At 40.7% G+C, this 25,468-nt stretch carries 29 protein-coding genes; 23 read left to right on the top strand and 6 right to left on the bottom strand.

Going from position 1 to position 25,468, the window contains the following annotated elements:
• Positions 1-71: 71 nt before the first annotated feature.
• Positions 72-608, bottom strand: a complete 537-nt coding sequence (locus PLANO_RS14840) for a dihydrofolate reductase family protein (RefSeq protein ID WP_038705198.1) — start codon at positions 606-608, stop codon at positions 72-74.
• Positions 609-939: 331 nt separating this feature from the next.
• Between PLANO_RS14840 and PLANO_RS14835 the strand changes: the two genes are divergently transcribed.
• Positions 940-1,269 (top strand): potassium channel family protein, encoded by a 330-nt coding sequence (locus PLANO_RS14835; protein ID WP_038705197.1) that lies wholly within the window; start codon positions 940-942, stop codon positions 1,267-1,269.
• Between the two features lie 275 nt (positions 1,270-1,544).
• Here PLANO_RS14835 and PLANO_RS14830 read toward each other — a convergent pair whose 3' ends face one another.
• Positions 1,545-2,744 (bottom strand): MFS transporter, encoded by a 1,200-nt coding sequence (locus PLANO_RS14830; RefSeq protein WP_038705196.1) that lies wholly within the window; start codon positions 2,742-2,744, stop codon positions 1,545-1,547.
• A 321-nt stretch (positions 2,745-3,065) separates the two neighbouring features.
• Between PLANO_RS14830 and PLANO_RS14825 the strand changes: the two genes are divergently transcribed.
• Complete coding sequence (locus PLANO_RS14825) at positions 3,066-3,878, top strand: protein phosphatase 2C domain-containing protein (RefSeq protein ID WP_038705195.1); 813 nt, start codon at positions 3,066-3,068, stop codon at positions 3,876-3,878.
• Here the strand turns inward: PLANO_RS14825 and PLANO_RS14820 are convergent.
• The 3 genes from PLANO_RS14820 to PLANO_RS14810 all read right to left on the bottom strand — a co-directional run bounded on the left by PLANO_RS14820 (position 3,872) and on the right by PLANO_RS14810 (position 6,824).
• Positions 3,872-4,465 (bottom strand): histidine phosphatase family protein, encoded by a 594-nt coding sequence (locus PLANO_RS14820; protein ID WP_038705194.1) that lies wholly within the window; start codon positions 4,463-4,465, stop codon positions 3,872-3,874. The genes PLANO_RS14825 and PLANO_RS14820 overlap by 7 nt on opposite strands.
• A gap of 131 nt (positions 4,466-4,596) precedes the next feature.
• Positions 4,597-5,820, bottom strand: coding sequence for a dicarboxylate/amino acid:cation symporter (locus PLANO_RS14815; protein ID WP_038705193.1), 1,224 nt, complete (start codon positions 5,818-5,820; stop codon positions 4,597-4,599).
• 152 nt (positions 5,821-5,972) lie between these two features.
• Positions 5,973-6,824, bottom strand: coding sequence for a MurR/RpiR family transcriptional regulator (locus tag PLANO_RS14810; protein ID WP_038705192.1), 852 nt, complete (start codon positions 6,822-6,824; stop codon positions 5,973-5,975).
• 127 nt (positions 6,825-6,951) lie between these two features.
• On the opposite strand from PLANO_RS14810, the gene gnd reads away from it, so the two are divergent.
• The 9 genes from gnd (at position 6,952) to PLANO_RS14770 (ending at position 15,390) form a co-directional block, all read left to right on the top strand.
• The gene (gnd, locus tag PLANO_RS14805) at positions 6,952-7,836 is read left to right on the top strand and encodes a phosphogluconate dehydrogenase (NAD(+)-dependent, decarboxylating) (protein ID WP_038705191.1); all 885 of its coding nucleotides are present in this window, start codon (positions 6,952-6,954) and stop codon (positions 7,834-7,836) included.
• Positions 7,837-7,970: 134 nt separating this feature from the next.
• Entirely contained in the window at positions 7,971-9,311 is a 1,341-nt protein-coding gene (locus tag PLANO_RS14800) for a GntT/GntP/DsdX family permease (RefSeq protein WP_038705190.1), read from the top strand.
• Between the two features lie 66 nt (positions 9,312-9,377).
• Positions 9,378-10,922, top strand: coding sequence for a gluconokinase (gene gntK / locus PLANO_RS14795; protein ID WP_038705189.1), 1,545 nt, complete (start codon positions 9,378-9,380; stop codon positions 10,920-10,922).
• A 299-nt stretch (positions 10,923-11,221) separates the two neighbouring features.
• Entirely contained in the window at positions 11,222-12,892 is a 1,671-nt protein-coding gene (locus PLANO_RS14790; protein WP_038705188.1) for an FAD-binding dehydrogenase, read from the top strand.
• A complete protein-coding gene (locus PLANO_RS14785) occupies positions 12,882-13,307 on the top strand; it encodes a DUF4181 domain-containing protein (protein WP_052124343.1) in 426 nt (141 codons plus the stop codon). Before PLANO_RS14790 ends, PLANO_RS14785 begins: the two co-directional genes overlap by 11 nt.
• 228 nt (positions 13,308-13,535) lie before the next feature.
• Complete coding sequence (locus tag PLANO_RS14780; protein WP_231554737.1) at positions 13,536-14,009, top strand: DUF4181 domain-containing protein; 474 nt, start codon at positions 13,536-13,538, stop codon at positions 14,007-14,009.
• A gap of 19 nt (positions 14,010-14,028) precedes the next feature.
• The gene (locus PLANO_RS16130; RefSeq protein ID WP_197053093.1) at positions 14,029-14,187 is read left to right on the top strand and encodes a hypothetical protein; all 159 of its coding nucleotides are present in this window, start codon (positions 14,029-14,031) and stop codon (positions 14,185-14,187) included.
• 91 nt (positions 14,188-14,278) lie between these two features.
• Positions 14,279-14,818: a GNAT family N-acetyltransferase gene (locus PLANO_RS14775; RefSeq protein WP_038705186.1), complete on the top strand. Its 540-nt coding sequence runs from the start codon at positions 14,279-14,281 to the stop codon at positions 14,816-14,818.
• 20 nt (positions 14,819-14,838) lie between these two features.
• The gene (locus tag PLANO_RS14770; RefSeq protein ID WP_038705185.1) at positions 14,839-15,390 is read left to right on the top strand and encodes a GNAT family N-acetyltransferase; all 552 of its coding nucleotides are present in this window, start codon (positions 14,839-14,841) and stop codon (positions 15,388-15,390) included.
• 4 nt (positions 15,391-15,394) lie between these two features.
• Here the strand turns inward: PLANO_RS14770 and PLANO_RS14765 are convergent, their stop codons facing one another.
• Complete coding sequence (locus tag PLANO_RS14765; RefSeq protein WP_038705184.1) at positions 15,395-16,162, bottom strand: nucleotidyltransferase domain-containing protein; 768 nt, start codon at positions 16,160-16,162, stop codon at positions 15,395-15,397.
• Positions 16,163-16,245: 83 nt separating this feature from the next.
• Between PLANO_RS14765 and PLANO_RS14760 the strand changes: the two genes are divergently transcribed.
• The 12 genes from PLANO_RS14760 (at position 16,246) to PLANO_RS14705 (ending at position 25,446) form a co-directional block, all read left to right on the top strand.
• Positions 16,246-16,950 (top strand): Type 1 glutamine amidotransferase-like domain-containing protein, encoded by a 705-nt coding sequence (locus tag PLANO_RS14760; protein WP_038705183.1) that lies wholly within the window; start codon positions 16,246-16,248, stop codon positions 16,948-16,950.
• 241 nt (positions 16,951-17,191) lie between these two features.
• Positions 17,192-18,028, top strand: coding sequence for a 3-methyl-2-oxobutanoate hydroxymethyltransferase (gene panB / locus PLANO_RS14755; protein WP_038705182.1), 837 nt, complete (start codon positions 17,192-17,194; stop codon positions 18,026-18,028).
• Positions 18,029-18,179: 151 nt separating this feature from the next.
• Entirely contained in the window at positions 18,180-19,079 is a 900-nt protein-coding gene (locus PLANO_RS14750) for a DMT family transporter (protein WP_038705181.1), read from the top strand.
• A 283-nt stretch (positions 19,080-19,362) separates the two neighbouring features.
• The gene (locus tag PLANO_RS14745) at positions 19,363-19,605 is read left to right on the top strand and encodes a hypothetical protein (RefSeq protein ID WP_038705180.1); all 243 of its coding nucleotides are present in this window, start codon (positions 19,363-19,365) and stop codon (positions 19,603-19,605) included.
• A gap of 321 nt (positions 19,606-19,926) precedes the next feature.
• On the top strand, positions 19,927-20,229 hold the full coding sequence (locus PLANO_RS14740) for an urease subunit gamma (protein ID WP_038705179.1): 303 nt from the start codon (positions 19,927-19,929) through the stop codon (positions 20,227-20,229).
• A 24-nt stretch (positions 20,230-20,253) separates the two neighbouring features.
• Positions 20,254-20,577: an urease subunit beta gene (locus tag PLANO_RS14735; protein WP_038705178.1), complete on the top strand. Its 324-nt coding sequence runs from the start codon at positions 20,254-20,256 to the stop codon at positions 20,575-20,577.
• On the top strand, positions 20,574-22,286 hold the full coding sequence (ureC, locus tag PLANO_RS14730) for an urease subunit alpha (RefSeq protein WP_038705177.1): 1,713 nt from the start codon (positions 20,574-20,576) through the stop codon (positions 22,284-22,286). Before PLANO_RS14735 ends, ureC begins: the two co-directional genes overlap by 4 nt.
• An 11-nt stretch (positions 22,287-22,297) precedes the next feature.
• Positions 22,298-22,753: an urease accessory protein UreE gene (gene ureE / locus PLANO_RS14725; RefSeq protein ID WP_038705176.1), complete on the top strand. Its 456-nt coding sequence runs from the start codon at positions 22,298-22,300 to the stop codon at positions 22,751-22,753.
• Entirely contained in the window at positions 22,746-23,432 is a 687-nt protein-coding gene (locus PLANO_RS14720; protein WP_038705175.1) for an urease accessory protein UreF, read from the top strand. Before ureE ends, PLANO_RS14720 begins: the two co-directional genes overlap by 8 nt.
• Before the next feature lie 36 nt (positions 23,433-23,468).
• A complete protein-coding gene (gene ureG / locus PLANO_RS14715; RefSeq protein ID WP_038705174.1) occupies positions 23,469-24,080 on the top strand; it encodes an urease accessory protein UreG in 612 nt (203 codons plus the stop codon).
• Position 24,081: 1 nt separating this feature from the next.
• Positions 24,082-24,906 carry an urease accessory protein UreD gene (locus tag PLANO_RS14710; protein WP_038705173.1) on the top strand — a complete coding sequence of 275 codons (825 nt, stop codon included), beginning with the start codon at positions 24,082-24,084 and terminating at the stop codon, positions 24,904-24,906.
• Positions 24,907-24,942: 36 nt separating this feature from the next.
• Positions 24,943-25,446, top strand: a complete 504-nt coding sequence (locus tag PLANO_RS14705; protein WP_038705172.1) for a hypothetical protein — start codon at positions 24,943-24,945, stop codon at positions 25,444-25,446.
• Positions 25,447-25,468: the final 22 nt, after the last annotated feature.

Raw genomic sequence — 25,468 nt, 5'->3', positions numbered from 1 at the left:
AAAGACACTATTAATAGAAAGAAATTACCTTTTTAATCAAAATAAAAAGACTCATTTAAGAGTCTTTTCGTTTATTTATCCGGGGTATAACTAGCGATAAGAACACCAGAATCAGTCCAACGGATATTTTGTAAATTAAACATTTTTTGATCAGCATTTTCCTTGAATAGCCGTTTTCCTTCACCTAATACGAGTGGAAATGTCATTAAATGAAGTTCGTCGATCAAGTCATGCTTTAATAAAGTTTCGATAAGTTCAGCACTTCCATAAACCAATAATCGCTGACCTGTTTTTTTAAGTTTAGTCACTTCTTGCGGTACGTTGCTAGAAATGAGGCGAGCATTCCATTCAGTACGTTTCAAGCTCGTAGAAACGACATACTTTGGCAATTTGTTAATGCGCTCTGCAAAGCCTTCTTCATCTTCGGCAGAAGGCCAAGCTGCTGCAAACCCTTCATAAGTTACGCGTCCGAGCAATAATGCCTCACTACCAAATAGCAGATCCAATTGGAATTTAGCAATCTCGTCGTCCCAGTAGGGAGCCGTCCAAGAAGGTTCTTCCATAACCCCATCAAGTGTCAAATACATGGCTACAATGATTTTTCCCATAATCATTCTCCTTTGTGAATGAATTAATAGCGGGCGGTTCTTGAAGCATGATCGGTAGATTCTCTCTAGCATTAATTCGAGCTTGATTGAAAAATCTCCTTTAAATTTTGAGGTATATTATAGTTGGAAGTCGGTATTAGGTGAAAATAGTCGTTTAAAATAAACTATTTTATTTCGATACCGGTGAATTTTCTTGAATATACCTTGTGTTCAATCGTCATGTTGTCAGAACATGTAGAGAGCTAAAACCAAAAACTTGCCTAGTTGTTGGATTTCTTTTCTATAAATACTTTATAATGAAAAGATAACTATGAATGAAGAGGCGAGCTAAGTGGTATCATTTTTTTTGACATTAAGACGAATGCTAAAAACATTTTTTCAACTGATTAAAGATAAGGAATTCCAAGTATTGCTCGGATTAACCGCAGCGATTTTGATATCAGGTACCATCTTTTATTCCACAGTAGAAGGGTTTACCATAGTGGACGCTTTGTATTTTAGTGTAGCGACGCTGACAACTGTTGGTTCAGCAACTTTAGAACCCATTACAGCTTTCGGTAAAATTTTCACCATCTTATATATGATTACTGGCATTGGAGTTATGTTAAGTTTACTTGTAAAAGTATCTTTGCAAATGCAAAACAAAAAGAAACAAGTGTAAACAACATAAACAGACAGGATTCTTCACTTATGAAGAATCCTGTCTGTTTATGTTTGGGGAACTTTGTAAATCTATATGGTAAAGTGTGAAAAAGGGGGATGTATGATGGGGTGGATGATCATAATTGTCTTAGCGTATTTACCAATTTTTTATCGAATTCATAAACGCATAGATTTTCTTGAGAGTGAAGTTGCTAGGCTCAAAAAAGAACAATGAAATGTGAAAACGCCTAACCTAAAAAGGTTAAGCGTTTTTTGATGGAGTAATTTATCGATTTATTTATAGCCCAATTCAACTGCATCTGCACGTTCTTTTTTGCCGTGCAATACATAATATAAAAATGCAGTAGCAAGTACAACAAAGCCCAAAAATCCATAAAGTGAGTTATAACCGATCATCGGAATGATAAAGCCAAGAAGGTAAGGACCAAATCCTAACCCCGTGTCCATTGCGATGAAAAACGTTGATGTGGCAAGTCCCATGCGATGAGTAGGTGTCAGCTTAATCGCCACAGCTTGTGTGGTTGATTGCATATTACCAAAACCAAATCCAATCAATGCACCAGCGACTAATAAACCAGTGCTACTGTTAGAAATATTCAATAAAAATAGACCTGATGCAAAAAGGACGAATGCTGGGTACATGATAAAATTTGCGCCTTTTAAATCCATGAGTCGTCCTGTAAAGGGGCGCGATATTAGTATTGAAATCGCATAAACAAGGAAGAAATAACTGGCGGCTTGTACAAGGTTTTCTTCCATCGCATAAAAGTTAATGAATGACAGTACGCTAGAATAGCAAAGTGAGATTACTAAACAAATAATGGCGATTGGAACTGCTTTTGGCTCAATAAATTCTGAAACCTTAAACCCTTTCGTAAGGTTTGGGTTCGGAGGCGCTTCGACGGGTGGTACATAGACTAATGATGAAATGACGAGACTGATTACACCAAGGGCTAAACAGACCGTGAAAATCATTTCATAGCTACTGTACTGACTCAGCATTAACCCAATAAACGGACCAAAAGCCGCGGCCAATGTAGAACTCATACTAAAATAGCCGATGCCTTCACCTTTGCGGGTCATCGGTATAATTTGCGCAACGATGGTTCCTGCAGCAGTACTCGCCATTCCTAGCGTCATACCGTGAAGAAAACGGTTGGCCATTAAGAATGGCAATCCAAGATTCAAAAAGTAGAAAAAAGTCGTCAACGTAAATAATGTTGTCCCAATGAGTAAAGTTTTTTTACGGCCAATCTTATCGATGCTGCGACCAATAAAGATCCGGCCAGTTAATGCACCTAATATGAAAATTCCTGTAACGAGTCCAGCTTCACTCGTTGATGCACCGTATTCATTGACCGCATAGACAGCAATGGTGACCATCAGCAAATAGAAAATGAGGATTAAAAAGAAATTCACTATAGAAGTGAGGATAAAATCTCTTGTCCATAAAGCTGGTTTTGAATTGTTCATAGTGAGTAGCTCCTTGCTAAGCGATAGTTGTAATGAGGAGAAGAGGTGAAGAATGATAGAAGAAACAGACAGCCCAATTAAGCTATCTGTTTATCCAAATTATTTGTAGTTATGGCTTCAACAAGACCACCAACTTTTGTGATAACCAACTCACTACCAAGTGTCGGCGATAGTTTTTTGTACGAATATGAGTAGCTAACTGTTGTTAACTTTATCATATTCGTCAAGTAGATGTCTGTGAGGCAGAGGACGTGAAGTTTTCTATCCAACTTTCTAATGCTGACTTATACTTATATCAATAGTGAAAGAGAGGTGCTGTAAATGGATAAGCAATTAAAAGCCATAAGCTGGATAGGGAGTGAGAACTCTTTTATTGATAAAGTAGACGTCCTTTCAGTTCAGCATATTACGCTTGGTCGATTTGGTGGGAACTCTGCTTCTGGTCAAACTAAAAACGAAGACGGATGCTTGATTTGGCTTAGTCGAGAAGAGAACTGGGAGTTTGTTGCGGTTTTAGATGCGCATCATTCAGCAAAAAGTGCTGAGCTCGTCACTGAACAGTTGGAAAAGAATAAAGAGGTTCTTACTTCTTTGCTATCAAATCGAATAAATGGTGAGCTTTTTAAAAGTCTAGAAACAGCTTTACTAGCGCTGGTTCTCGAACAAGAATTTTTGGAGAAATGTCGTCATATACAAGGAGAGACAGCCCTCTTAATCGCCATCCGAAAAGGAAAATATCTTTATTGGTTTTCCGTTGGAGATTGCCTATTGTATGTATTCCATCCGGAACTAGCCGCATTCGATCAATACCAAATCAATCAGCGTCAATTTTACGAATGGATAGGAAAAGTGAACACGTTTGAAAAATCTGTGCCGTGTTTTAGTAGTGGAATTCGTGAATTGCGTAGAGGGAAAAATCAGCTCTTGCTAACGACAGATGGACTTGTCGAATGCCCTGGTGATGTATTTGCAGAGCCTAAGAGCATTTCGCAGCTTGTATCAACGACTACAGTAACGGATGGCGTAACTAACTTACTGAAAACAATCGAAAAAAACCACGTTCGTGATAGCACGACCGTGGTTTCATGGACTGTTGATGTAACTGAACAAGCAAGTTACGCCAGCAATCAATAACTTTCGCTTTTAGCTAAATGGATGGTACAATTATACAGTGAGCAATCCCATTTATTTTCAGCATTCGTTAAAATCGTAATGGATGTATTGTCTAGAGATGTTTCTTTAAATTTTTCAGGTAAGAGTTTTTTTAACGTCAATCCAATCAATGCACCGTGACTCACAAGCAAGATGCGTTGTCCGTTAAACTGGTCCAAAACATCTTCAACGCAAGAAATTCCTCTATTTGCTGCATCGTCCAAATTTTCCATAGCTAAGTCGAGATTTCTCCATTCAGTTCCCCATTTTTCAATGCGTTCTTGCTCTGTCGTGCCTTCGATTTTACCACCACTTCTTTCGCGCAACCGAACATCAAAATGACTAACTGGCAAATTGAGTTTGTGGCCAATGATTTCCGCTGTTTCTTTTGCACGGGACAAGTCGCTTGAGATAATTCTGTCCCATTGACCTTCTCCAGCCAAGCGTTCGGCAAGTGCCTCTGCTTGTTGCTTTCCAGTATCATTAAGTGGAATATCCGCAGAGCCCTGTGCGATGCCTTGTATGTTCCAATCTGTGATGCCATGTCGTACAAATCCAATTGTAGTCAAGAATGCCATCTCCTTTACTATACTCTTTTAAAGGATAGCGGAAATCGAAAGAGCAGACAAATAATGAGTTTTTTATGATGTTTGAAAACCCCCTTAACGTGAGAACATACTCATGTTAAGGGGGTTATTTGTTAAGCCGCTTGTTGTTTCTTTTCGTTTTTATCAATGATGGTAGTGCCGACTAAGTCTCCTGTAACGTTAAGTCCTGTTGCACCCATTCCGACTAATGCGTCTATTGCAGTTAGCAACGCGACAGCTTCGATCGGTAAACCTAACTGAACAAAGACGGTCGCAATCATGACAATACCAGCCCCAGGAACGCCCGCAGTTCCGACAGATGCAAGCGTACCAATAAGAACAACCATTAACATTTCAGTAAGGCTGAGCGGATCACCTACAAGATTCGCAGCAAAAACGGCTGAAACCGCAATTCGAATGGCTGCGCCGTCCATGTTAATTGTCGCACCGAGCGGCAAACTAAAGCCGTATAAGCTTTTAGATAGACCTAAGTTTTTCGCAGCATTCAACGTTAATGGCAATGTACCAGAACTGCTTTGTGTAACAAATGCCGTCAGCATCGGTGTACGTGCTTGTTTGAAAAAGCTAAGTGGATTTACTTTGAATGCTAATAACAGCAGGACATAAAGTGCAATTTGAACCAGTATAGCAATGTAGAGCACTCCGACCATCTCGCCTAAAGAGACAAGCGTATCTAAGCCTTGATTTCCAACAGTTTTTGCCATAATCGCAAAAATACCGATTGGTACATATTGAAGAACTGCTTTTAACACGAGCAGTGTCATTTCATTTAATGCATTAACGGTTTTGTACAAATGCTCGCCCAAGCTTTCCAATTCAGTCGAATTGCGCATATAAGACAACGCAATACCAAAAGCAAAAGCAATAAAAATAATACCCAGTAAATTAAGATCAGCAAAGGCCGTGAAAATATTAGATGGCACAATGTTCAACAGCACGCTGACGATTCCTGGGTTTTCCGGCACATCAAAAGTTTCGTTGCCTTGCAGTTCCATTCCCAAACCAGGCTGTAACAAACTAGCTACTGTGAGACCCACAATAATGGCGAACGCAGAACTTAAAGTGTAATAAATAAATACTTTTCCACCCATTCGTCCAAGATCGCCAATAGAAGATTGGTTAATCCCGACCATCATTGTGAATAAGATCAATGGAACGATTAATAAGGTCAATAAATTAAGCAACAAGTCGCCCAAGGGCGCTAATACAGCTGCTTGTTCTCCGAATATCACGCCAACGGCAACGCCGAGTATGAGTGCAATTGTAATTTTTACAATCAATGAAGTATTCAAATAGTTAGTCCACAAAGCTTTCATAACGTACCTCTCATTTCCAGGGGAATTAAATCCCTATAAAGTCTATCGGAATTCATCTTATTAATTTATAGCAAGATGAGTAGAAGTGTCAATACATCTGCTTAGATAAACGAAAAAACCCATTCCTCAAAAAAAGGAATGGGTTTTTGTTTCTATAAACGTCTATGGGACATTGCTTCACGCATGTCTTGAAGTGCTTTTTTTCCGTCGTCGCCACGGAGAATCATCAAGTTGGTGTAAAGAGCATCGATCAAACTGAGTTGCGCAATTCGTGAAGACAGTGCTTCTGAACGGAAGTCGGTTTCTTCTGAAACTGTATAAAGGGCGATATCGGCTTCTTTAGATAGCGGGGATTTCGCGAAATTCGTGACAGAAATAATTGTGACGCCTTTTTCTTTCAATACCCGAAGGACATCGAGCACATCAGTCGTTGAACCCGAATGAGAAATCACAATCGCCACATCATCAGATTGCAGCTGAGAAGCAGCCATCAACTGCATATGAGAATCTAAATTCATGGAAACTTGAAGGCCTAGACGGACAAATTTATGATAACCATCCATAGCGACCATCGCAGATCCACCGTTTCCATAAAAATCGATTTTTCGAGCGCTCATTAATTTACGTGTAGCTTGCTCCATCGCTTCCGCATCAACAATTTGAAGCGTATCTTCGAGCGTTTTGATATTAGAGCGGAAAACCTTTTCGGTGACAGCGCTAATGCTATCGCCTTCTTCAATTTTTTCATGAATATCTTTTAAAGGTGCGACAACTTCCGCAGCAAGTGAAATTTTGAAAGCTTGAAACCCTTTAAAGCCGATGCGTTGGCAAAAGCGAAAAATGGTGGATTCCGCGAGTCCTAATTCATCCGCAATTTGATTGATCGTCAAATGGATAATATTCTTTGGGTCATGTAATACATAGTCGGCAATCTTTTTTTCTTTTTCACTAAAATGGCGGTAACTACCGCGAATGGCAGCCAGCGCAAATTGCTGTTGTTTCATGATCCGCGCCTCGTTTCTTTTAATAATATAAGTCTATTATAGAATAACATGTTGCGTATGGAAAAATATTTGATACAATTAACTAAATAAAGAAAAATATTCTTTTTTAAAAAGAGGAGGATTTTCAATGGAAATTGGAATTATCGGTTTAGGAAAAATGGGATTGAACTTGGCGTTAAACTTAATCGACCATAATCATAAAGTTGTCGGCTACGACAGTCATGCGGCAGTTGAAGAAGTCGGTTTTACTCAAGTTTCTTCTATTGAAACAATGATAAAAGAATTAAAAGCACCGCGCACGTTGTGGTTAATGGTACCAGCTGGTGAAATTACAGAATCGGTTATTCAAGAATTGACTCCGTTACTAGAAGAGGGAGATTCGATTATTGATGGGGGTAACTCTAACTATAAAGATACAGTTCGTCGTGCAGCCAACTTGAAAGAGCATGGAATTTTCTTCTTTGACTGTGGAACAAGTGGGGGAACAGACGGAGCACGTCACGGCATTTGTTCGATGATTGGTGGCGACGCGGAAAAATTTAAAACGATTGAACCTCTTTTGAAAGATATTTCTGTAGAAGACGGCTATTTATATACTGGCGAAGCGGGCAGCGGTCATTTCTTAAAAATGATCCACAACGGAATCGAGTACGGCATGATGCAATCCATTGCTGAAGGCTTTGACATTCTAAACAAAAGTCCATTTGGGTATGATTTTGAAAAAGTGGCTGACGTTTGGAACAACGGTTCCATCATTAGCTCGTATTTAATGGAAATGACCAAAAATGCATTTTCGAAAGACGCGAAACTTGAAGGCATCAAAGGGGTGATGAATTCTTCAGGTGAAGGCAAATGGACAGTAGAAACAGCACTTGATTTGAACGTTCCTGCACCGGTGATTACTTTATCGCTAATGATGCGCTACCGTTCATTAGAAGAAGACACGTTCGCAGGTAAAGTCGTGGCCGCACAACGCAACGAATTTGGTGGGCATGCAGTAGAGAAAAAATAAGGTTTTAGCTTTAATTTACAAAAAGAAAGAGCAACAGGCGGTAGAGTACGAGCGGATGACGGCAACCGCCTGGAGCGATTTCTATATTTCTTAAATAGCATTTGATGAAAGCTATATACCAAGGGGGAAAAAATATGTCAGGTTCAATGTTGATTATGGTAGCGCTTGCAGGTATCTTTTTATTGTTATTCTTAGTTATTCGTACCAAACTACATGCGTTTGTGGCTTTATTATTAGTTAGTTTACTTGTCGGAATTGCAGCTGGCATGCCACTGAACGAAGTTATTACATCTATTCAAAACGGCATGGGCGGTACACTTGGCTTTGTCGCTGTGGTGGTAGGTCTTGGTGCCATGTTCGGTAAAATGCTAGAAGTATCGGGTGGAGCAGAACGTCTGGCTTCGACGATGATTAGCAAATTTGGTGAAGACAAAGCACAATGGGCGCTAGGTGTTACTGGATTTATTGTAGCGATCCCTGTATTTTTTGATGTTGGCTTTATCATTTTGGTGCCAATTGTATACGGGTTGGCTAGAAAAACAGGTAAGTCGCTTTTGCACTACGGAATTCCATTACTAGCAGGTCTTGCGGTTACGCATAGTTTTATCCCGCCCACACCAGGACCGATTGCAGTTGCTGAATTAGTTGGTGCAGAACTGGGTTGGGTTATTTTATTCGGTGTACTTGCTGGTATTCCTGCGATGATTTTGGCTGGACCAGTGTTTGGTCGCTTTATCGGTAAAAAAATTCACGTCTTAATCCCAGATTATATGGAGCTTGAAAAAAAGGAATACGATAAAGAACTACCAAGTTTTGCGATGATCACGTCGTTGATTTTGATTCCGCTTGTATTGATCTTATTTAATACCTTATCAGGCGTGTTGCTAGAAGAAGGCAATACCGTACGTGAGATTTTGACGTTCCTTGGTCACCCGTTTGTGGCATTAACAATCGCTACGTTGCTGACATTTTACCTACTAGGCACGAAACGCGGGTATTCGCGTCAGGAAGTACAAGATATTGCCACTAAAGCACTTGAACCTGCTGGGATTATCATCTTAGTTACAGGTGCAGGTGGTGTTTTCAAACAAGTATTAATCGACTCGGGAGTCGGCGCGGTGCTTGGTGACATGATGGGCGATTCGGCATTGCCGCCAATCGTGTTAGCATTCCTGATCGCTGCGGCAGTTCGTGTTGCACAAGGATCTGCAACAGTTGCGATGGTAACGGCAGCTGGTCTAATCACGCCACTTCTTGAAATCGTTGGTATGACAGGTCCTGCTCTTGGCTTGATCGTTATTGCCATTGCTTCAGGCGCGACCGTGTTATCACACGTCAACGACTCTGGATTCTGGTTGGTTAACCGTTATTTCGGTATGGACGTCAAAGATACACTGAAATCTTGGACGATTATGGAAACCATTATCGGGTTAACCGGTTTCGTGGTAGTGTTAATCATAAGCTTTTTTATCTAAATTAAACTTGAAAGAGAAAAAGGGAATTTCGCCTTTTTCTCTTCTTGTCTATAGAGGAGGGCTCTCATGCCTGAACAGTCATATTATCTTGGAGTAGATATCGGTACCACATCCACCAAAGCGGTGTTATTTGATAAGTCCGGTAAAATCATATCAGCAGACACGGTTTTTTATGCGCTTGAAACGCCAAATCCATTAGTAGCCGAACAAGACCCAGAGGAGATTTTTCGAGCGGTATTGAGTTCTGTTCGAAAAACCATTCGCAACAGCGCAATCGATACAACTCAGCTCAAACTCGTATCGTTTAGTTCAGCAATGCACAGCCTCATCGCAGTAGATGCAAAAGGCGATTTACTAACACAAAGTATCACGTGGGCCGATACAAGAAGTTCAAAGCATGCAAAGTATATTAAAGAAAGACTAAATGGTCATGAAATTTACTTGCGCACAGGTACGCCGATTCACGCGATGTCGCCGCTATCAAAATTGTTATGGTTAAAAGACGAAAAGCGGGAAATCTTCGAGCAGACAGCGAAATTTATTGGCATTAAGGAATTTGTGTTTCAGAGATTGTTCAATGAATATGTAGTCGATCATTCAATTGCTTCAGCTACAGGATTATTCAATTTACAGCAATTGGATTGGGACGAAGAGGCATTAAGAGTAGCAGGCATTACGCCTGGGAATTTATCTCGTCCCGTACCAACGACGTATAAACTAACAGGAATGGACTCGGAACATGCCGCATTTATGGGCATTCCCGAAAATGTGCCATTTGTTATTGGTGCAAGTGACGGAGTATTAGCCAATTTGGGCGTAAATGCTATCGAACCAGGTGTCCTAGCTGTGACGATCGGTACGAGTGGTGCCATTCGAACGGTTACGACTGAGCCAAAAACTGATCCAAAAGGGCGGACATTTTGTTATGCCCTAACGGAAAATCATTGGGTAGTCGGGGGTCCAGTTAATAACGGGGGTATCGTTTTGCGCTGGCTACGTGATGAGTTTGCTTCATCAGAAGTGGAAACGGCGAAGCGACTCGGCATCGATCCGTACGATGTACTGACGAAAATTGCCGAGACGGTCAATCCTGGGGCGGATGGCTTGCTGTTTCATCCCTATTTAACAGGAGAACGTGCGCCACTTTGGGATGCCAATGCACGCGGTTCATTTTTTGGGCTGAGCATTCACCATAAAAAGCAGCATATGATTCGAGCTGTGTTGGAAGGCATTGTTTTTAATTTGTATACGGTATTGTTAGCAGTAGAAGAGTTGACCGGCGAACCGGTACGTATTCAAGCGTCAGGCGGCTTTGCGCGTTCAGCTATGTGGCGGCAGTTAATGGCCGATGTCTTTGATAAACCAGTTGTTATTCCGGAAAGTTTTGAAAGTTCGTGCCTTGGTGCAGTCGTACTGGGTATGTACGCTACTGGCGAAATTGATGATTTTAGCATCGTTTCGGATATGATTGGTCAAACACACACGCACGAGCCGGAACAAGAAGCGGCGGGCATTTACCGCGAGCTGTTGCCGATTTACATCCGCTTATCGCGCCTATTAACAGCAGAATATGAGAGTATTGCCGATTTTCAACGAAAACATTTAGAGTGATAGAGCAACCGGAAACCAGTGAGCTGGTTTCCGGTTTTTTTTTTTTTTGAGTTTTATATAACGCGACATTGTTTTTAGGCGTTCAATAAAAAATGCAGGCGTTCAGCCACTTTTATGAGCGCTCGGGTAAAAATACAGGCGTTCAGCAACATATGCAGGCGCTCAGACAAAAATACAGACGTTCGATAAAACGGATAAGCTCATTTAAATGAATTTTCAGTAATATCTATAATTTTCCAATCGCTCATGATACGATAAAGCTAACGAAGAAATCAGTAAACATCAAAGGGGATGTAGAGATGGAACTCGATGCGATTGTGGTAGGAGCGGGACTTGCGGGGTTAGTGGCGGCTGCGGGAATCGCAGACGCTGGCAAAAAAGTGTTATTGCTTGACCAAGAACCGGCAGCTTCTTTAGGCGGACAGGCCTGGTGGTCGTTTGGCGGCTTATTTTTAGTTGATTCACCTGAGCAACGACGAATGGGCATCAAAGATTCGAAAGCACTGGCTTGGCAAGACTGGCTTGGGGCAGCTGGCTTTGATCGACAACAAGATGAAGATTATTGGGGCAAGAAGTGGGCACAAGCCTACGTTGACTTTGCAACACATGAAAAACGAAACTGGCTAGCCGCAATGGGTGTTAAGTTTTTTCCGGTAGTTGGATGGGCAGAGCGTGGTGGCCATTTAGCGGAAGGCCATGGCAATTCGGTGCCACGCTTTCACATTGTTTGGGGAACAGGTCCAGGAATTGTAGCACCATTTGAGCAACGCATTCGAGAGCATATCAAAAACGGCTTGATTGAATACCAACCACGTCACCAAGTAGATGAATTAATTACAAAAGAGGGGCGTGTGGTCGGAGTTACAGGTTCATTATTAGAACCGAGTGATGCCAAACGGGGAGAAGCCAGTTCACGAAACGTCATCAGCAACTTTCGTTGCAAAGCAAAAGCAGTCATTGTCACAAGCGGTGGAATCGGTGCCAATCACGAATTGATTCGGAAAAATTGGCCCAGCCGTTTAGGCACGGCACCAGAAACGATGCTGACAGGCGTTCCGGCATATGTCGATGGACGAATGCTGGCGATTACTGAAAAAGCGGGAGGACGAATCGTTAACCGGGACCGGATGTGGCATTACACAGAAGGAATAAAAAATTGGGCTCCGGTTTGGAACAAACATGGCATTCGAATTCTGCCGGGACCTTCCTCTATGTGGTTTGATGCGACAGGCGAGCGTTTGCCATCACCCAATTTCCCGGGGTTTGATACGCTTGGAACACTGGAAGCCATTCAAAAAACCGGCTATAGCTATTCGTGGTTTATTTTAACGCAGAAAATTATTGAAAAAGAATTTGCGCTGTCGGGCTCTGAACAAAATCCGGATTTAACCGGCAAAAGCATTCCGCAAGTTTTGTCACGCGTTCGTGCAGGAGCGACCGCGCCGGTGCAAGCATTTATGGATAAAGGTGAAGATTTTATTGTCGCTCATACACTCGAAGAGCTAGTTGCGGGCATGAATACGTTAACTGGAAAAAACTTATTGGATGTTTCGCGAATCAAGCAACAAATCAAAGCACGCGACGGACAACTTGATAATGAATTTTCAAAAGATCTTCAAGTCACAGCGATGCGAGGTGCTCGAAATTACCGAGGAGACCGGTTAATTCGTGTAGCGACACCGCATAAATTACTCGACCGCAAAAAAGGTCCGCTCATTGCAGTGCGGTTAAATATATTAAGCCGAAAAACCTTAGGCGGCTTGCAAACGGATTTATCTGCACGGGTACTTGATGATGAAGGTCAACCTGTACCTGGCTTATATGCGGCAGGAGAAGTCGCTGGTTTTGGTGGCGGTGGCGTTCATGGATACCGTTCACTAGAAGGAACATTTCTAGGGGGTTGCTTGTTTTCAGGAAGAGTAGCAGGAAGGGCAGTAGCCGATAAAGGAGGTTCGGCAAGTGCTCTTTGAAGGGATTGCGTGGAAAGTTATTCTTTTTGCCTCTGGCAGTGTATCGAGTATTTACCTCATGAACACCTTTCTTCGAAACTTTTTAGGTGTCGAGAAAAAGAAAGCTGAGCCAATAAACGAACTTCATAAAAAGTGGGAGAGAATATTAAATATAGGCTCGGGCATCGCTATTTTTTGCGCGTCGATGGCGGTGATTAAGTTTGGACCCACAGCAAGCCTATTTGTATTTGTACTAACTGTTGTCATTGGGATTGCGCAAGTTTTGCTGAGAGCAGGGTTCGAAAAAAATTATGCAGAAAACCCGAATGATTATTTGTTCACCATTTTAGAAGCTTTAACGAACGTTATTATCTTACTGACCTTTGGCGTAAGTTTATTTCCAGATTTTATTACGTTTGTACTCAATATCTACTAACAAAAGACGACGCACACGCAGAACTAGGAGACTGGTTTTGTGTGTTTTTGTTTTCTGTAATGCTTATGAGCGATTGCGAGTGGAATGCGCGCGGTAAAACAAAAATATGCGCGTTCCAAAGAGTTTGTTTGCAGAATACATAAAACTATCTGAAAATATCTATAATTTTCCAATCTCACATGATACGATAAGAGAAATAAAGCACTTATTCAGAATCAGGGAGGTATAATGCGGGTGGATTTCGATGCGATGAGCATGAGAGAGAGCATTCCTATATTAGTTGGAGACGGAGTTTCAGAAAGTGAAATGGCATTCCGTTTTATTCTTTTTGTAGGTGGCAGCATAGCAGTTATTTTTTTAACGAATAGCTTGTTAAAAAGAATCAGTGGGGATGAAAAAGAGAAACCTGTTAAAGATAAATACGTAAATGATTTACACAAAAAATGGGACAGAATTGTAAGCATAGTATCAAGTATTGTATTAATAACAATCCTACTTATCCTTTGGAATACAGATCTTTCCATGAGTACACCGCTATTTCTCGTATGTTCAGTCTTTATGATTTTACCGGTATTGGTTCAAATAGGATTTGAACGAAAATATGCAGAAAACCCCAATGAATACTTATACACAATATCAGTCATGGGATTAGCAGGTGCTGTTGTCATAGCGCTGTTGTGGATTTTATCACCAGGTTTTTAAAAAGGAAGGAGGTAACAAGATGGGCGACATCATTGGAACACTCTTTATCCTAATACCTATTTTTATTGTGGCATTTGCATTTAGATGGATTCGGCAAATTCGTCTAAATTCTGAGAAACAAATTGAGCAAAACAATGAAATCATTGCGTTATTGAAGGAAAGTAAGCGAATGAATTAGAAGAGTAATGATTTTTGACACACTATCAAGATTCTCAAAAACCATACAAGAATAAAGTTGTTTCACGTGAAACTTTAGAGGAGGGTCTTCAGTGAAAGGTAGAAAAGTGCATATTCGTTTTTTTCAGCCAAGAGATGCTGCGCAAAAACTGAAACTAGAAATAGCAAATCGTGACTTTTTCGAAACCTATTCGGTGACGCGTTATTCGGACTTTTATACGCTTGAGATGCAGCAAGAGCTTATTGAAATTTACGCTGATCAAAAAGAAGATGATCTATCGTATAGCTTTGGAATTTTTGAGAATGAATCCGATTTGTTGGTCGGAACGATTAGCTTAGTACAAGTCATTAGAGGACCAATGCAAAGCGCGATATTGGGATACGCACTAGACAAAGCCTATAACAATAGGGGCTATATGACAGAGGCAATCGAGTTAACCGTGGCATACGCTTTTAAAAAGCTAGCGCTACACCGGATCGAAGCAGGCGTTATGCCAGGAAATGAAGCTTCTATTCGCGTGCTGGAAAAAGCCGGTTTTCATCGAGAAGGCATTGCTTCGAAAAATGTTGAAATCAATGGCAAATGGCAGGACCACCAAATACTGGCGATCATCAATCCACGAGATTTGTGAAATCGAAAAGATGTAGAACGATGGAACTTTCAACACTGACCACCAAACGATTAACGTTAACGAAAGTCGAAGAAAAGGATGCACCCCGCTTTTTTGATATTATGTCGCGCGATAGTGTAACCGAGTATTACGGAATGGATAGTTTGACTGATCCTGAAGAAGCCGTTGAAATCATTCGGTCGTTTGAAGCCGTTTTAATCGCAAATCGCGGAATGCGCTGGGCGATTCGTTTAAAAGAGAACAATGAATTTATTGGGACGATTGGATTAAATAATTTAAATACCAAAGCAAAAAAAGCGGAAGTTGGATACGAGCTTCATCCGGATTATTGGCATCAATACTATACACAAGAAGCGAATCAAGCCGTATTAAACTACGCTTTTTCTGAACTGGATTTACACCGTATAGGAGCTGTGACTTTTCCAGAAAACACAGCATCAAACCGATTATTGGAAAAGCTCGGCTTTACATTAGAAGGCCGCCTCCGTGGTTATTTACACCAGCGAAATCAGTCTCACGATGCTTATATTTTTTCTCTATTGAAAACGGAATGGCTAGAAAACCTTGAGTAAAGCCTTAACGGGACTCGTTGAGCATCGCCGTCATTAGCGGCATCATCGTTTTGCGCTCTTCAACATGTTCATCGATCCAACTAGCTTCCTTAGCAACTAATTGCCGTATTTGAAAAGCAGCTTGTGCATGGTTTTCAGGCGTCATGAAATTAGATATAGACTCTATTTCTAAAAACACAGCCTTTGGTAGCGATTGACTGATTGTTTTTAATCCTAATTGAGCGCGGTGAGGGGCATATCGGTATAACAAAACACGTGCCAAATGTTCAATTACGTGAGATAACATTTTCACGGCCCAAACGCCATTTCCTCTACCACTCGCTTTGCGGTATTGAAATAAAAACCACGCAACATCAATAACATGATCTGTATATTCTTCTTTGCTAAGCTCGAGATTTTGTGATTCTACAAATTGATCGAGCAAATTTTCGGGGTCGTATAACACTTTGAAAAAATCCTTCGTAGTAAACGATTCAACCGTCACTGTAAACAAATCGATATGCAATAAATTATCAAAAACCGCGATTAATTGAGGCGCAATAATGAAGATATCATCTTGAAACAACACCGGTCGATAAGCTTCTAAGTGAGATAGTCGCTGTTTCAGAAAAAGTTCTTCTTGTTCTTGATGGACTAAGCAATAAAGATCGATGTCTGAATGTTCATCGTGTTCATTTCTGCCCATGGAACCTTTCAGGAAAATAGCCCTTACATGGGGACTAGTCATTAAACTCGTTGTGATTTCTACGACTGCAATTTCTTGGATAAGCATAAGCAATTCCCCCAATAACTGAATTTTTATATTATAGCAGAAGAGGATAAAAGTTCCAATTTGATTAAGCGGAGGTGCTCTATATGCGTCAAATTATTGCGATGGGAGGCGGTGGATTCTCCATGGAACCAGATAATCCGCTACTCGATCACTACATATTGAAACAAGCAAACAAAGCTCGGCCAAAAATCTGTTTTATCCCGACAGCGAGTGGAGATGCAGATAGTTATATTGACAAATTTTATGATTTTTTCAATCAACAACACTGCGAGCCAAGTCATTTATCATTATTCAAACCACATACACGAAACTTAGAAGCGTTTGTATTACAGCAAGACATCATTTATGTAGGCGGTGGCAATACGAAAAATTTATTGGTGCTTTGGAAAGAGTGGGGACTGGATCGTATTTTGGAAAAGGCGTGGGAACAAGGAATTGTGCTAGCAGGTCTTAGTGCAGGATCGATTTGCTGGTATGAACAAGGGATTACCGATTCTTATGGCGACAAACTCGAACCACTCGATGCGCTCGGCTTTTTACCAGGAAGCCATTGCCCACATTACGACGGCGAAGCTGAAAGAAGACCGACCTATCGCCAGTTTGTGGACCAAGGAGTAATACAATCTGGCATCGCTGTAGATGACGGAGCAGCAGTTCATTATATTGACCACGACATCAAAAAGATTGTTAGCTCAAGACCTGCAGCTAAAGTTTACCGCGTGTATAAAGGTGGAGAAGAGGAATTGGTGGTTGAGTACTTGGGGGAGCGAAATCTTCTGAATCCTTAGCTTCAAGCTCTCTATGAGTAGACACAAACCATGTTCCAACACACATACTTCTGCTATAGTGACATTAAGGGCAGTATCATTGCTGAACTGCACCTATAAAAATACTCAACAACTGCATAGTTCTGCCTTGATCTTAAATCGACAGGGACGGAGAAAACCTACAATAAACTTCCTGCCCGTCTGTCCAAAATTGGAAAGATGGGCTTTATTTTTGGTTTCCCTCCCAAAAGGAGAGAGAAAAATGAAGAATACAGCATCACTGATCAAAATGAAAACACAAAACGAAAAAATCGCCATGCTCACCGCTTATGATTATCCGTCAGCCAAACTTGCTGAGGAGGCCGGAGTGGATGTTATTTTAGTTGGAGATTCTCTAGGAATGGTTGTTCTTGGATATGATTCGACAGTCAAAGTCACAATTAACGACATGATTCATCACGGAAAAGCGGCCCGGCGCGGAGCACCCGATACCTTTTTAGTTGTAGATATGCCGTTTGCTTCGTTTCACGGAAGTGAACAGCGCATAATCGATAACGCCGTCCAGATTTTTCAAGAAACTGGAGCGGAAGCGGTCAAAGTGGAAGGCGCAGATAGTGTTTTAGATGCCATCAAATTACTAACTCATACCGGCATTCCAGTTGTCGCGCATCTCGGTTTGCTGCCTCAATCGGCAGGTGTTCTTGGTGGCTATAAAGTGCAAGGGAAAACTGCAGATGCGGCACAAAAACTAATCGACGATGCCCTCGCTTGTGAAGCGGCAGGCGCGTGTATGCTGGTACTTGAATGCATTCCTTATCAACTAGCTGAAAAAGTAACTGCGGCGCTTACAATCCCTGTTATTGGCATTGGAGCGGGCAGCGAAACAGATGGTCAAGTGCTGGTATACCACGATACGCTGAAATATGGCTCTCACCATTTACCGAAATTTGTTCGCTCCTACGCTGAAACAGGAGAAAGTATGAAAAACGGCTTGATGACATATGTAAATGAAGTGAAATCAGGCGCATTTCCTGCAGAAGAACATCGTTTTACGATGAAAGAAGAAGAGCTGAAGCAATTATATGGCGGAAAAGAATAAGTAATAAGACAGAGCCTAGTATCTTGAAAAAGATGCTAGGTTTTTCATAATCATGAAATACTGTCGAAGGCGAAATTGTAACAACGCGACACTCCCTATATAATAGAAAATGGGTAGTTGAATGCAACTATGCCTTTTTAGATGGTGGGTGATGAACATAAATAGTCAATTGAAATTGTATTTAATCGGTATATTTTGTGTAACAGCTTGGGGCAGTAACTTCGTTTTTGGATCGATCTTGGTAAAGCAATTTGATCCAGGAATCATTGCAGTTATTCGCTTAGTATTTATTTTAATGTTCTTGTATACCGTAACGCATCAGCAAGTGCGTGGGACGAGGTTTGATAAAAAAGGATGGCTGCTCCTGGTTGCAGGAGGATTAATCGGAGTTTCATTTAATCAATGGAGCTTTTACGCTAGCTTACAGTACACAGAACCTGTAACAGCTTCGCTTATTTTAGCGCTTTCGCCTATCGTAACGGTCGCATTATCTGCTTACTATTTAAAAGAGAAAAAGCAATTAATGTTTTGGGTAGGCGCTTTAGTAGGTTTATCTGGTGTTTGGCTCGTCATTACTCAAGGGACATGGTTTGTACCGTCAATTGGCTTGGGCGAGTTGCTTATCGGAGGGACGATGTTATCGTTTTCTATATTTATCTTACTCGTTCAACATATGTCTAAAACAATGAGTGTTGGCGCGATAACGTGGTATACCAACTTAATCGGAATGATCGGGTTGTTGCCGTTTGTTTCGTGGAAATCTTTTCCTTCAGCGCTGAATGTGGAATGGAAATATTGGGTTCTGCTAATCATTACGGCAGTTATTATGCACGGCTTATGTACGTATTTATGGAACGGGATTATTCGAGCGGCAGGAGCCTCAAATATTTCACTCCTATTAAATTTAGAGCCTTTTATCGCCATGATCTTCAGTTATATTTTGTTGAAACAGATCATCAGTGCACCACAGCTTATAGGTGGATTAATCATCATTACCGGAATTTTAATCTCGTTACGAACAAAATCTTTTCGTACCATCGATAAGCCGTGAATTGACTGAATATTTCTTTTAGAAGGCTGGAAATCGATTGTAAACCTCCCCTGAATGTATTATGTTAGTAGTAAGTCATGTTTTTAACTTTACATTTAATGCAACTTCACTAGAAAAAGGTGGTTGAAAAAATGAACGGGACAAAACACAAGAACTTACACAAGGCTTATAAAAAATACGAAAAAACAGATGTAGACATTTATTATATGAAGATGCATGGAGGCGGTAGTTAATTAACTACGGCTTCTTTTAGTTAAAAAATAATGAAAGGAAGTTGAATGGAATGAAGAAAAAGACAAAAGTATTGGGGCTTGCAGGACTCGCTGCAGGAACTATATATCTTGCTAAAAGTAAAAAGCAGAAAAAAGCAAAAGACCTCGATATTGATATGAAGGATTTAAAAACACAATATGTGAAAAACTTGGGCAAGCCGTCGGATATCGATGACTCTGACATGGTAGAAGAAGGCGCTTTGACCAGCGTACAATATTATAATAGATTGCAGCAAAAATCGAAAAATCTTTAAACAGCTATCCTTTGACTAGTTCTTTATTCCTGTTAATAGCAGAGCCGAAAAGCGATAAGTAAGAAGTGTTAAGAGGTTATATAGTTCTTTATAATATCTTTAAGTAGTTATAAATAACTGCTTTACGTAAGAGGTCTTTACCTTTAAATACCCACATGCTAAATTGCTTTAGAGAGAGTATAAAAAAGAGACGAAAATTATGTTGAAACAGAAAACCATATAAAATGCATAGGTTTCTAAAATTTCTGAATCTTGCAAAATAAAAAGTCTCGTAGAAGAGGGCTTTTTTACTTTCTCCAAAAAATAAGGGAGGTGTAGTAGATGCATTTATTGCCAAGAGAAATCGACAAATTAATGATTGTGGTAGCTGCTGACTTAGCGAGAAGAAGAAAAGACAGAGGCTTAAAATTGAATCACCCGGAATCCGTAGCCATTATTACCTACGAAATCGTAGAAGGCGCACGAGACGGAAAAACTGTAGCAGAATTAATGGAATACGGTGCAACCATCTTAACTCGAGAAGATGTCATGGAAGGTATTCCAGAAATGATCAAAGATATCCAAGTGGAAGCCACATTCCCAGATGGTACGAAACTTGTGACAGTACACAGCCCAATTCGTTAAATTATTCCAAGGAGGTAGAGACGAATGGAACCAGGACAATACGTTTTAAAAGATGAAGATATTATTTGTAACGAAGGCCGAACAGTAAATACAGTCTCGGTTATAAATACAGGAGATCGCCCAATCCAAGTAGGTTCGCATTTCCATTTTTACGAAGTCAATATCGCTCTTAAGTTTACTAGAGAAGAGGCGTACGGAAAGCGATTGAATATTCCTGCTGGAGCTGCTGTCCGATTTGAACCAGGAGACGAAAAAGAAATCCAATTAATACCGTTTGTTGGAGAACGCCGTGTATATGGTTTCAATAACAAGGTGGATGGACCACTAGAAAGCGGGGAACAATCATGAGTTTTAAAATGACGAGAAAACAATATGCAGAAATGTTCGGGCCAACTACAGGCGATTCTGTCCGACTGGCTGATACGAATTTATTTATCCAAGTTGAAAAAGATTATACAACTTACGGTGAAGAAATGGTGTTTGGCGGCGGGAAAGTTATTCGTGATGGAATGGGACAACATCCACTTGCTACGCGCGAAGATGGCGTACCGGATACAGTGATCACAAACGTTATCATTTTTGACTACACAGGAATTGTAAAGGCTGACCTTGCGATTCGCGACGGCAAAATATTTGGCATCGGAAAAAGCGGAAATCCGTTAATTATGGACAATGTTGACATTGTTGTTGGAGCGGCTACAGAAGTAATTGCAGGTGAAGGCTTAATCGTGACAGCGGGAGCGATTGATACGCATGTTCACTTTATCAATCCAGAACAAGTTCAAGTAGCACTTTCAGCTGGGACAACTACGTTAATCGGTGGTGGTACGGGTCCGGGAGCTGGATCTAAAGCAACAACAGTAACGCCGGGTGAATGGAATATTCATCGTATGTTAGAAGCAGCAGAAGGATTACCAATCAACGTCGGTTTTACAGGAAAAGGACATGCAGCCGATCGCGCACCTTTAGTAGAACAAGTAAAAGCTGGAGTGATTGGCTTGAAAGTACATGAAGACTGGGGCGCAACAGGATCTTCTCTTGATCATGCACTGAGTGTTGCCGAAGAATTCGATATTCAAGTGGCACTTCATGCCGATACATTAAACGAAAGTGGATTTATGGAACAAACCATGGCTGCCGTGAAAGACCGTGTACTTCATATGTACCATACAGAAGGCGCAGGCGGTGGACACGCACCAGACTTGATCAAATCAGCAGGCTATCACAATATATTACCGTCTTCGACTAACCCCACACTCCCCTATACGATTAATACAGTAGATGAGCATTTAGATATGGTAATGGTTTGCCATCATTTAAATCCTTCAGTACCAGAAGATATTGCTTTTGCTGATTCAAGAATACGCCGTGAAACAATTGCGGCAGAAGATATTTTACATGACATGGGTGTATTCAGTATGGTCAGTTCGGATGCACAAGCGATGGGCCGTGTAGGAGAAGTCGTACTTCGCACATGGCAAGTAGCAGACAAGATGAAAATGCAACGTGGCGTAATGGAAGGCGATAGCGAATATGCCGATAACAACCGTGCAAAACGCTATATCGCAAAATATACGATCAATCCCGCAATCACACATGGAATTTCAAAACATGTGGGCTCGATTGAAGTAGGGAAAATGGCGGATCTAGTTTTATGGAATCCGGCTTTCTTTGGTGTGAAACCTGAGATGGTTCTGAAAAACGGAATGGCTGTAGTCGGGTTAATGGGAGATGCGAACGCATCGATTCCTACTCCGCAACCTTATATTTCACGTCCAATGTATGCGCAGTATGGCAAAGCGTTATCAAATCATTCAGTTACGTTTATATCTCAAGCAGCTTTCGATGATGGAGTTCACGAAAAGCTTGGATTGAAAAAAATCATTCTTCCTGTTGGGGGAATCCGTAATTTGACGAAAAAAGACATGAAATTAAATAACGAAACGCCCAATATTACAGTAGATCCGCAAACGTATGAAGTAAAAATAAATGGAGAATTGCTAACCTGTGATCCTGTAGATACAGTACCAATGGGACAGCGATATTTCTTATTCTGAGGTGAACAGACTTGATCATTGAAAAGGTAGTAACGAATATAGAAGAAATGGACAAGACTGAAATCGGTAAACGTCATATCGAAAAAGTCTATTTAGAAAGTGCCTATTTAGTCAAGCGAATCCAGCGAGTAAAGACCGATCATGGCAATGAGCTCGGAATCCGCTTGAAAGAAGCACGTGACTTGGTTGCAGGCGATGTCCTATTTATGGACGACAAAAACATGATTGTCATTGATGTACTGTCTGATGATTTAATCGTCATTAGTCCTCGCAGCATTAACGAAATGGGCAATATCGCTCACCAACTAGGCAATCGTCACTTGCCCGCTCAGTTTGAAGGCGACGATATGTTGGTTCAATACGATTATTTAGTTGAGGAACTCCTACAAGAAATGGGTATTCCGTTTAAACGAGAAGACCGCAAAGTAAAAAAAGCCTTCCGTCATATTGGACATAGTCATGAATAAAAACCTGCTATCGCTATTTCAACTATGTGACTCAGGCTTGCCAACAGGCGCTTTTAGTCATTCTTTCGGATTGGAAAGCTATATACAAGCAGACATCGTCAAAGATCAAAAAACCTTTTTTGATTGGCTTAAAGTGTATGTACATGAACAATTAATTTACACAGACGGAGTGGCATGTTGTTTTGTTTATGATGCGCTTGAAGAACAAGATTTACTCGAAATATGGAAATGGGACCGCATGTTAATGGTTCAAAACTTACCTCGTGAAACGCGTGAGGGAACGCAAATGATTGGGGACCGGTTATTGAAAATCGCCCAATCTTTGTATGACTTTCCTATTCTCGCTTTATACAGAGAGCAAATAAAAAACAAAAAAGCATTTGCTCATCCAGCAATTGTCTTTACAATGATTGCGCACGGACTTGGTTGTTCGAAGAAAGAAACGGTTTTATACTATTTTTACTCTTCTTCTTCGAGCCTTACGCAAAATGCCGTACGAGCAATTCCATTAGGACAAACGGCTGGAATTATCATTACGCATGACTTTCATCCTGAATTGCAGTTGGCAGCAGAGAAAGTTGTACAGTTAACCGAAGATGATTTTGGAATCACTTCGCCTGGACTTGAACTTTCTCAAATGCATCACGAACGCGTTAATATTCGTATTTTTATGTCGTAACGATGATTTTTTAAATAGAAAAGGAAGTGGATTGGAATGGGACCGATTAAAATTGGTGTCGGCGGGCCAGTAGGAGCAGGGAAAACCATGCTTGTTGAAAAACTAACCCGCACATTAGAAAAAGAAATTGAAATGGCTGTTATAACAAATGATATTTACACAAAAGAAGATGCAAAATTCTTAATGGAAAATGGCGTATTGCCAGAAGATCGTATTATTGGCGTTGAAACAGGAGGCTGTCCACATACAGCGATTCGTGAAGATGCATCGATGAACTTTGCAGCAATTGACGAATTAGTAGAACGCCATCCAAATGTCGAATTGATTTTTGTTGAAAGTGGTGGGGATAACCTTGCTGCAACGTTTAGTCCTGAGCTTGTAGATTTTTCAATCTACATCATTGATGTTGCTCAAGGTGAAAAAATTCCACGAAAAGGTGGACAAGGCATGATCAAATCCGATTTATTTGTTATTAATAAAACGGATCTGGCTCCGTATGTAGGAGCTCGCTTGGATGTGATGGCTTCTGATACAAAAGTGTTCCGTGGCGAAAAACCATTCGTGTTCACCAACTTGAAAACTGAGGAAGGTCTCGAAGAAGTTATCGAATGGCTGAAAAGTCATGTTTTATTAAAAGGATTAGAATAATATGGGACAGTGGACAGGCGAGTTATCGCTAGATATAGAAGAGAGAAAAGGAAAGACCGTTGCGAAGAACGTATATTTTCAAGGTGCATTTAAAGTAATGCGCCCGGTTTACCTTGAAGACTCGGGAAAAGTTTGTTATTATCTACTGAATCCTGGAGGTGGATATTTAGATGGCGACCGCTACCGCATGAAAGTATCGGCGAGTACGGGGTCTAAAGTGACATTGACTACACAATCTGCAACAAAAGTGTATAAAACACCAAAAGGATACGCTTATCAAGAAACAGAAATTTATTTAGAAAAAGGAAGTTATTTAGAATTTCTGCCCGATCCATTAATTGCCTATGAAAATGCAAATTATCGTCAATATAATACGGTACGACTGGAAACGGGTGCGACTTTTCTTTATACGGATATTTTAACGCCAGGCTGGTCGCCGAGTGGAAAGAAATTTACGTATCATTCGGTTCAACTGGTGAATAAAATCTATGTTGATGGCGACCTTGCTGTATTTGATCACATTAAACTATCTCCAGGAGAGCAAAATATCTCGGGAGTAGGGATGATGGAAGGCTATAGCCATATCGGTTCGATGATTGTGATTGGGGAACAAACGACTAAGGAGCTGCTCGATGAACTGTATGAGGCGATTCTTTCTCAAGAGGCTGATGTGAAATTTGGCTTGTCGGAATTGGTCGTTTCAGGCTTGAGTATTCGAATATTGGCAAATTCAACGCAAGTGATCGAAAAGATTATAAATGAGTGTCACAGAATCATACACGAGCGGTGGTTTGGGGTCACTCCGAATTCTTTAAGAAAGTATTAAGCATTCCGATTAAAGAAACACAAGGAGGTTCGAATGATGGATGAAGAAGATAAAGATCGTTCAGGAATTGAAAATTTTGAAGTAGAATCAGTTTTTGAAGATCGCGTTCATGAAAGGTATGCTTTCACCTTCACGGTAGAAGAGCATGCACTTAAAGGACATTTTCATGAAAACCAAATTCAATGGCTACACCCTCATCCGAAACAATTAATCGAAGAAGAAAAAGTAGATGCGATCGAATCCGTTATTTACAAATTGATGGTCGAGTATGGAATATCAACTGACGCAGAAGCGAAAGAATTGAAAATAAAGCCAGTTTTCAAAGATAAAGCATACAAACGCCATCAATTTACGTTGAAAGTAGACGGAGAGCAATTTAAAGGATTCGTCCATGAAAGTGAAATCAAGTGGTTTCATCCACAACCAAAGCAAAAGCTAGAAGATGAAAAAGTAGAAGCGATTGAAACCGAAATCCATGAAAAATTAGCAGAATTTAAAAAAGAAGAAAACGAACAAAGTTCTGGAACAGAAAACAACTAATGTTTCGAGAACAAAAAGGCTG

It is taken from the genome of Planococcus sp. PAMC 21323 (assembly GCF_000785555.1).
GTDB lineage: Bacteria > Bacillota > Bacilli > Bacillales_A > Planococcaceae > Planococcus.
This window is presented reverse-complemented; position numbering and strand designations above follow the sequence as displayed.

What these genes read in the sequence shown, in the direction of transcription:
- PLANO_RS14815 (WP_038705193.1), bottom strand. Translation starts at nt 5,820, where the DNA reads ATGAAAGCTTTGTGGACTAACTATTTGAATACTTCATTGATTGTAAAA.
- PLANO_RS14780 (WP_231554737.1), top strand. Translation starts at nt 13,536, where the DNA reads ATGCGGGTGGATTTCGATGCGATGAGCATGAGAGAGAGCATTCCTATA.
- ureG (WP_038705174.1), top strand. Translation starts at nt 23,469, where the DNA reads ATGGGACCGATTAAAATTGGTGTCGGCGGGCCAGTAGGAGCAGGGAAA.
- PLANO_RS14760 (WP_038705183.1), top strand. Translation starts at nt 16,246, where the DNA reads ATGCGTCAAATTATTGCGATGGGAGGCGGTGGATTCTCCATGGAACCA.
- PLANO_RS14765 (WP_038705184.1), bottom strand. Translation starts at nt 16,162, where the DNA reads ATGCTTATCCAAGAAATTGCAGTCGTAGAAATCACAACGAGTTTAATG.
- PLANO_RS14810 (WP_038705192.1), bottom strand. Translation starts at nt 6,824, where the DNA reads ATGAAACAACAGCAATTTGCGCTGGCTGCCATTCGCGGTAGTTACCGC.
- PLANO_RS14720 (WP_038705175.1), top strand. Translation starts at nt 22,746, where the DNA reads ATGAATAAAAACCTGCTATCGCTATTTCAACTATGTGACTCAGGCTTG.
- PLANO_RS14735 (WP_038705178.1), top strand. Translation starts at nt 20,254, where the DNA reads ATGGAACCAGGACAATACGTTTTAAAAGATGAAGATATTATTTGTAAC.
- gntK (WP_038705189.1), top strand. Translation starts at nt 9,378, where the DNA reads ATGCCTGAACAGTCATATTATCTTGGAGTAGATATCGGTACCACATCC.
- PLANO_RS14770 (WP_038705185.1), top strand. Translation starts at nt 14,839, where the DNA reads ATGGAACTTTCAACACTGACCACCAAACGATTAACGTTAACGAAAGTC.
- PLANO_RS16130 (WP_197053093.1), top strand. Translation starts at nt 14,029, where the DNA reads ATGGGCGACATCATTGGAACACTCTTTATCCTAATACCTATTTTTATT.
- PLANO_RS14710 (WP_038705173.1), top strand. Translation starts at nt 24,082, where the DNA reads ATGGGACAGTGGACAGGCGAGTTATCGCTAGATATAGAAGAGAGAAAA.
- PLANO_RS14830 (WP_038705196.1), bottom strand. Translation starts at nt 2,744, where the DNA reads ATGAACAATTCAAAACCAGCTTTATGGACAAGAGATTTTATCCTCACT.
- ureC (WP_038705177.1), top strand. Translation starts at nt 20,574, where the DNA reads ATGAGTTTTAAAATGACGAGAAAACAATATGCAGAAATGTTCGGGCCA.
- PLANO_RS14750 (WP_038705181.1), top strand. Translation starts at nt 18,180, where the DNA reads ATGAACATAAATAGTCAATTGAAATTGTATTTAATCGGTATATTTTGT.
- panB (WP_038705182.1), top strand. Translation starts at nt 17,192, where the DNA reads ATGAAGAATACAGCATCACTGATCAAAATGAAAACACAAAACGAAAAA.
- PLANO_RS14705 (WP_038705172.1), top strand. Translation starts at nt 24,943, where the DNA reads ATGGATGAAGAAGATAAAGATCGTTCAGGAATTGAAAATTTTGAAGTA.
- PLANO_RS14840 (WP_038705198.1), bottom strand. Translation starts at nt 608, where the DNA reads ATGGGAAAAATCATTGTAGCCATGTATTTGACACTTGATGGGGTTATG.
- PLANO_RS14745 (WP_038705180.1), top strand. Translation starts at nt 19,363, where the DNA reads ATGAAGAAAAAGACAAAAGTATTGGGGCTTGCAGGACTCGCTGCAGGA.
- PLANO_RS14790 (WP_038705188.1), top strand. Translation starts at nt 11,222, where the DNA reads ATGGAACTCGATGCGATTGTGGTAGGAGCGGGACTTGCGGGGTTAGTG.
- PLANO_RS14800 (WP_038705190.1), top strand. Translation starts at nt 7,971, where the DNA reads ATGTCAGGTTCAATGTTGATTATGGTAGCGCTTGCAGGTATCTTTTTA.
- gnd (WP_038705191.1), top strand. Translation starts at nt 6,952, where the DNA reads ATGGAAATTGGAATTATCGGTTTAGGAAAAATGGGATTGAACTTGGCG.
- PLANO_RS14825 (WP_038705195.1), top strand. Translation starts at nt 3,066, where the DNA reads ATGGATAAGCAATTAAAAGCCATAAGCTGGATAGGGAGTGAGAACTCT.
- PLANO_RS14740 (WP_038705179.1), top strand. Translation starts at nt 19,927, where the DNA reads ATGCATTTATTGCCAAGAGAAATCGACAAATTAATGATTGTGGTAGCT.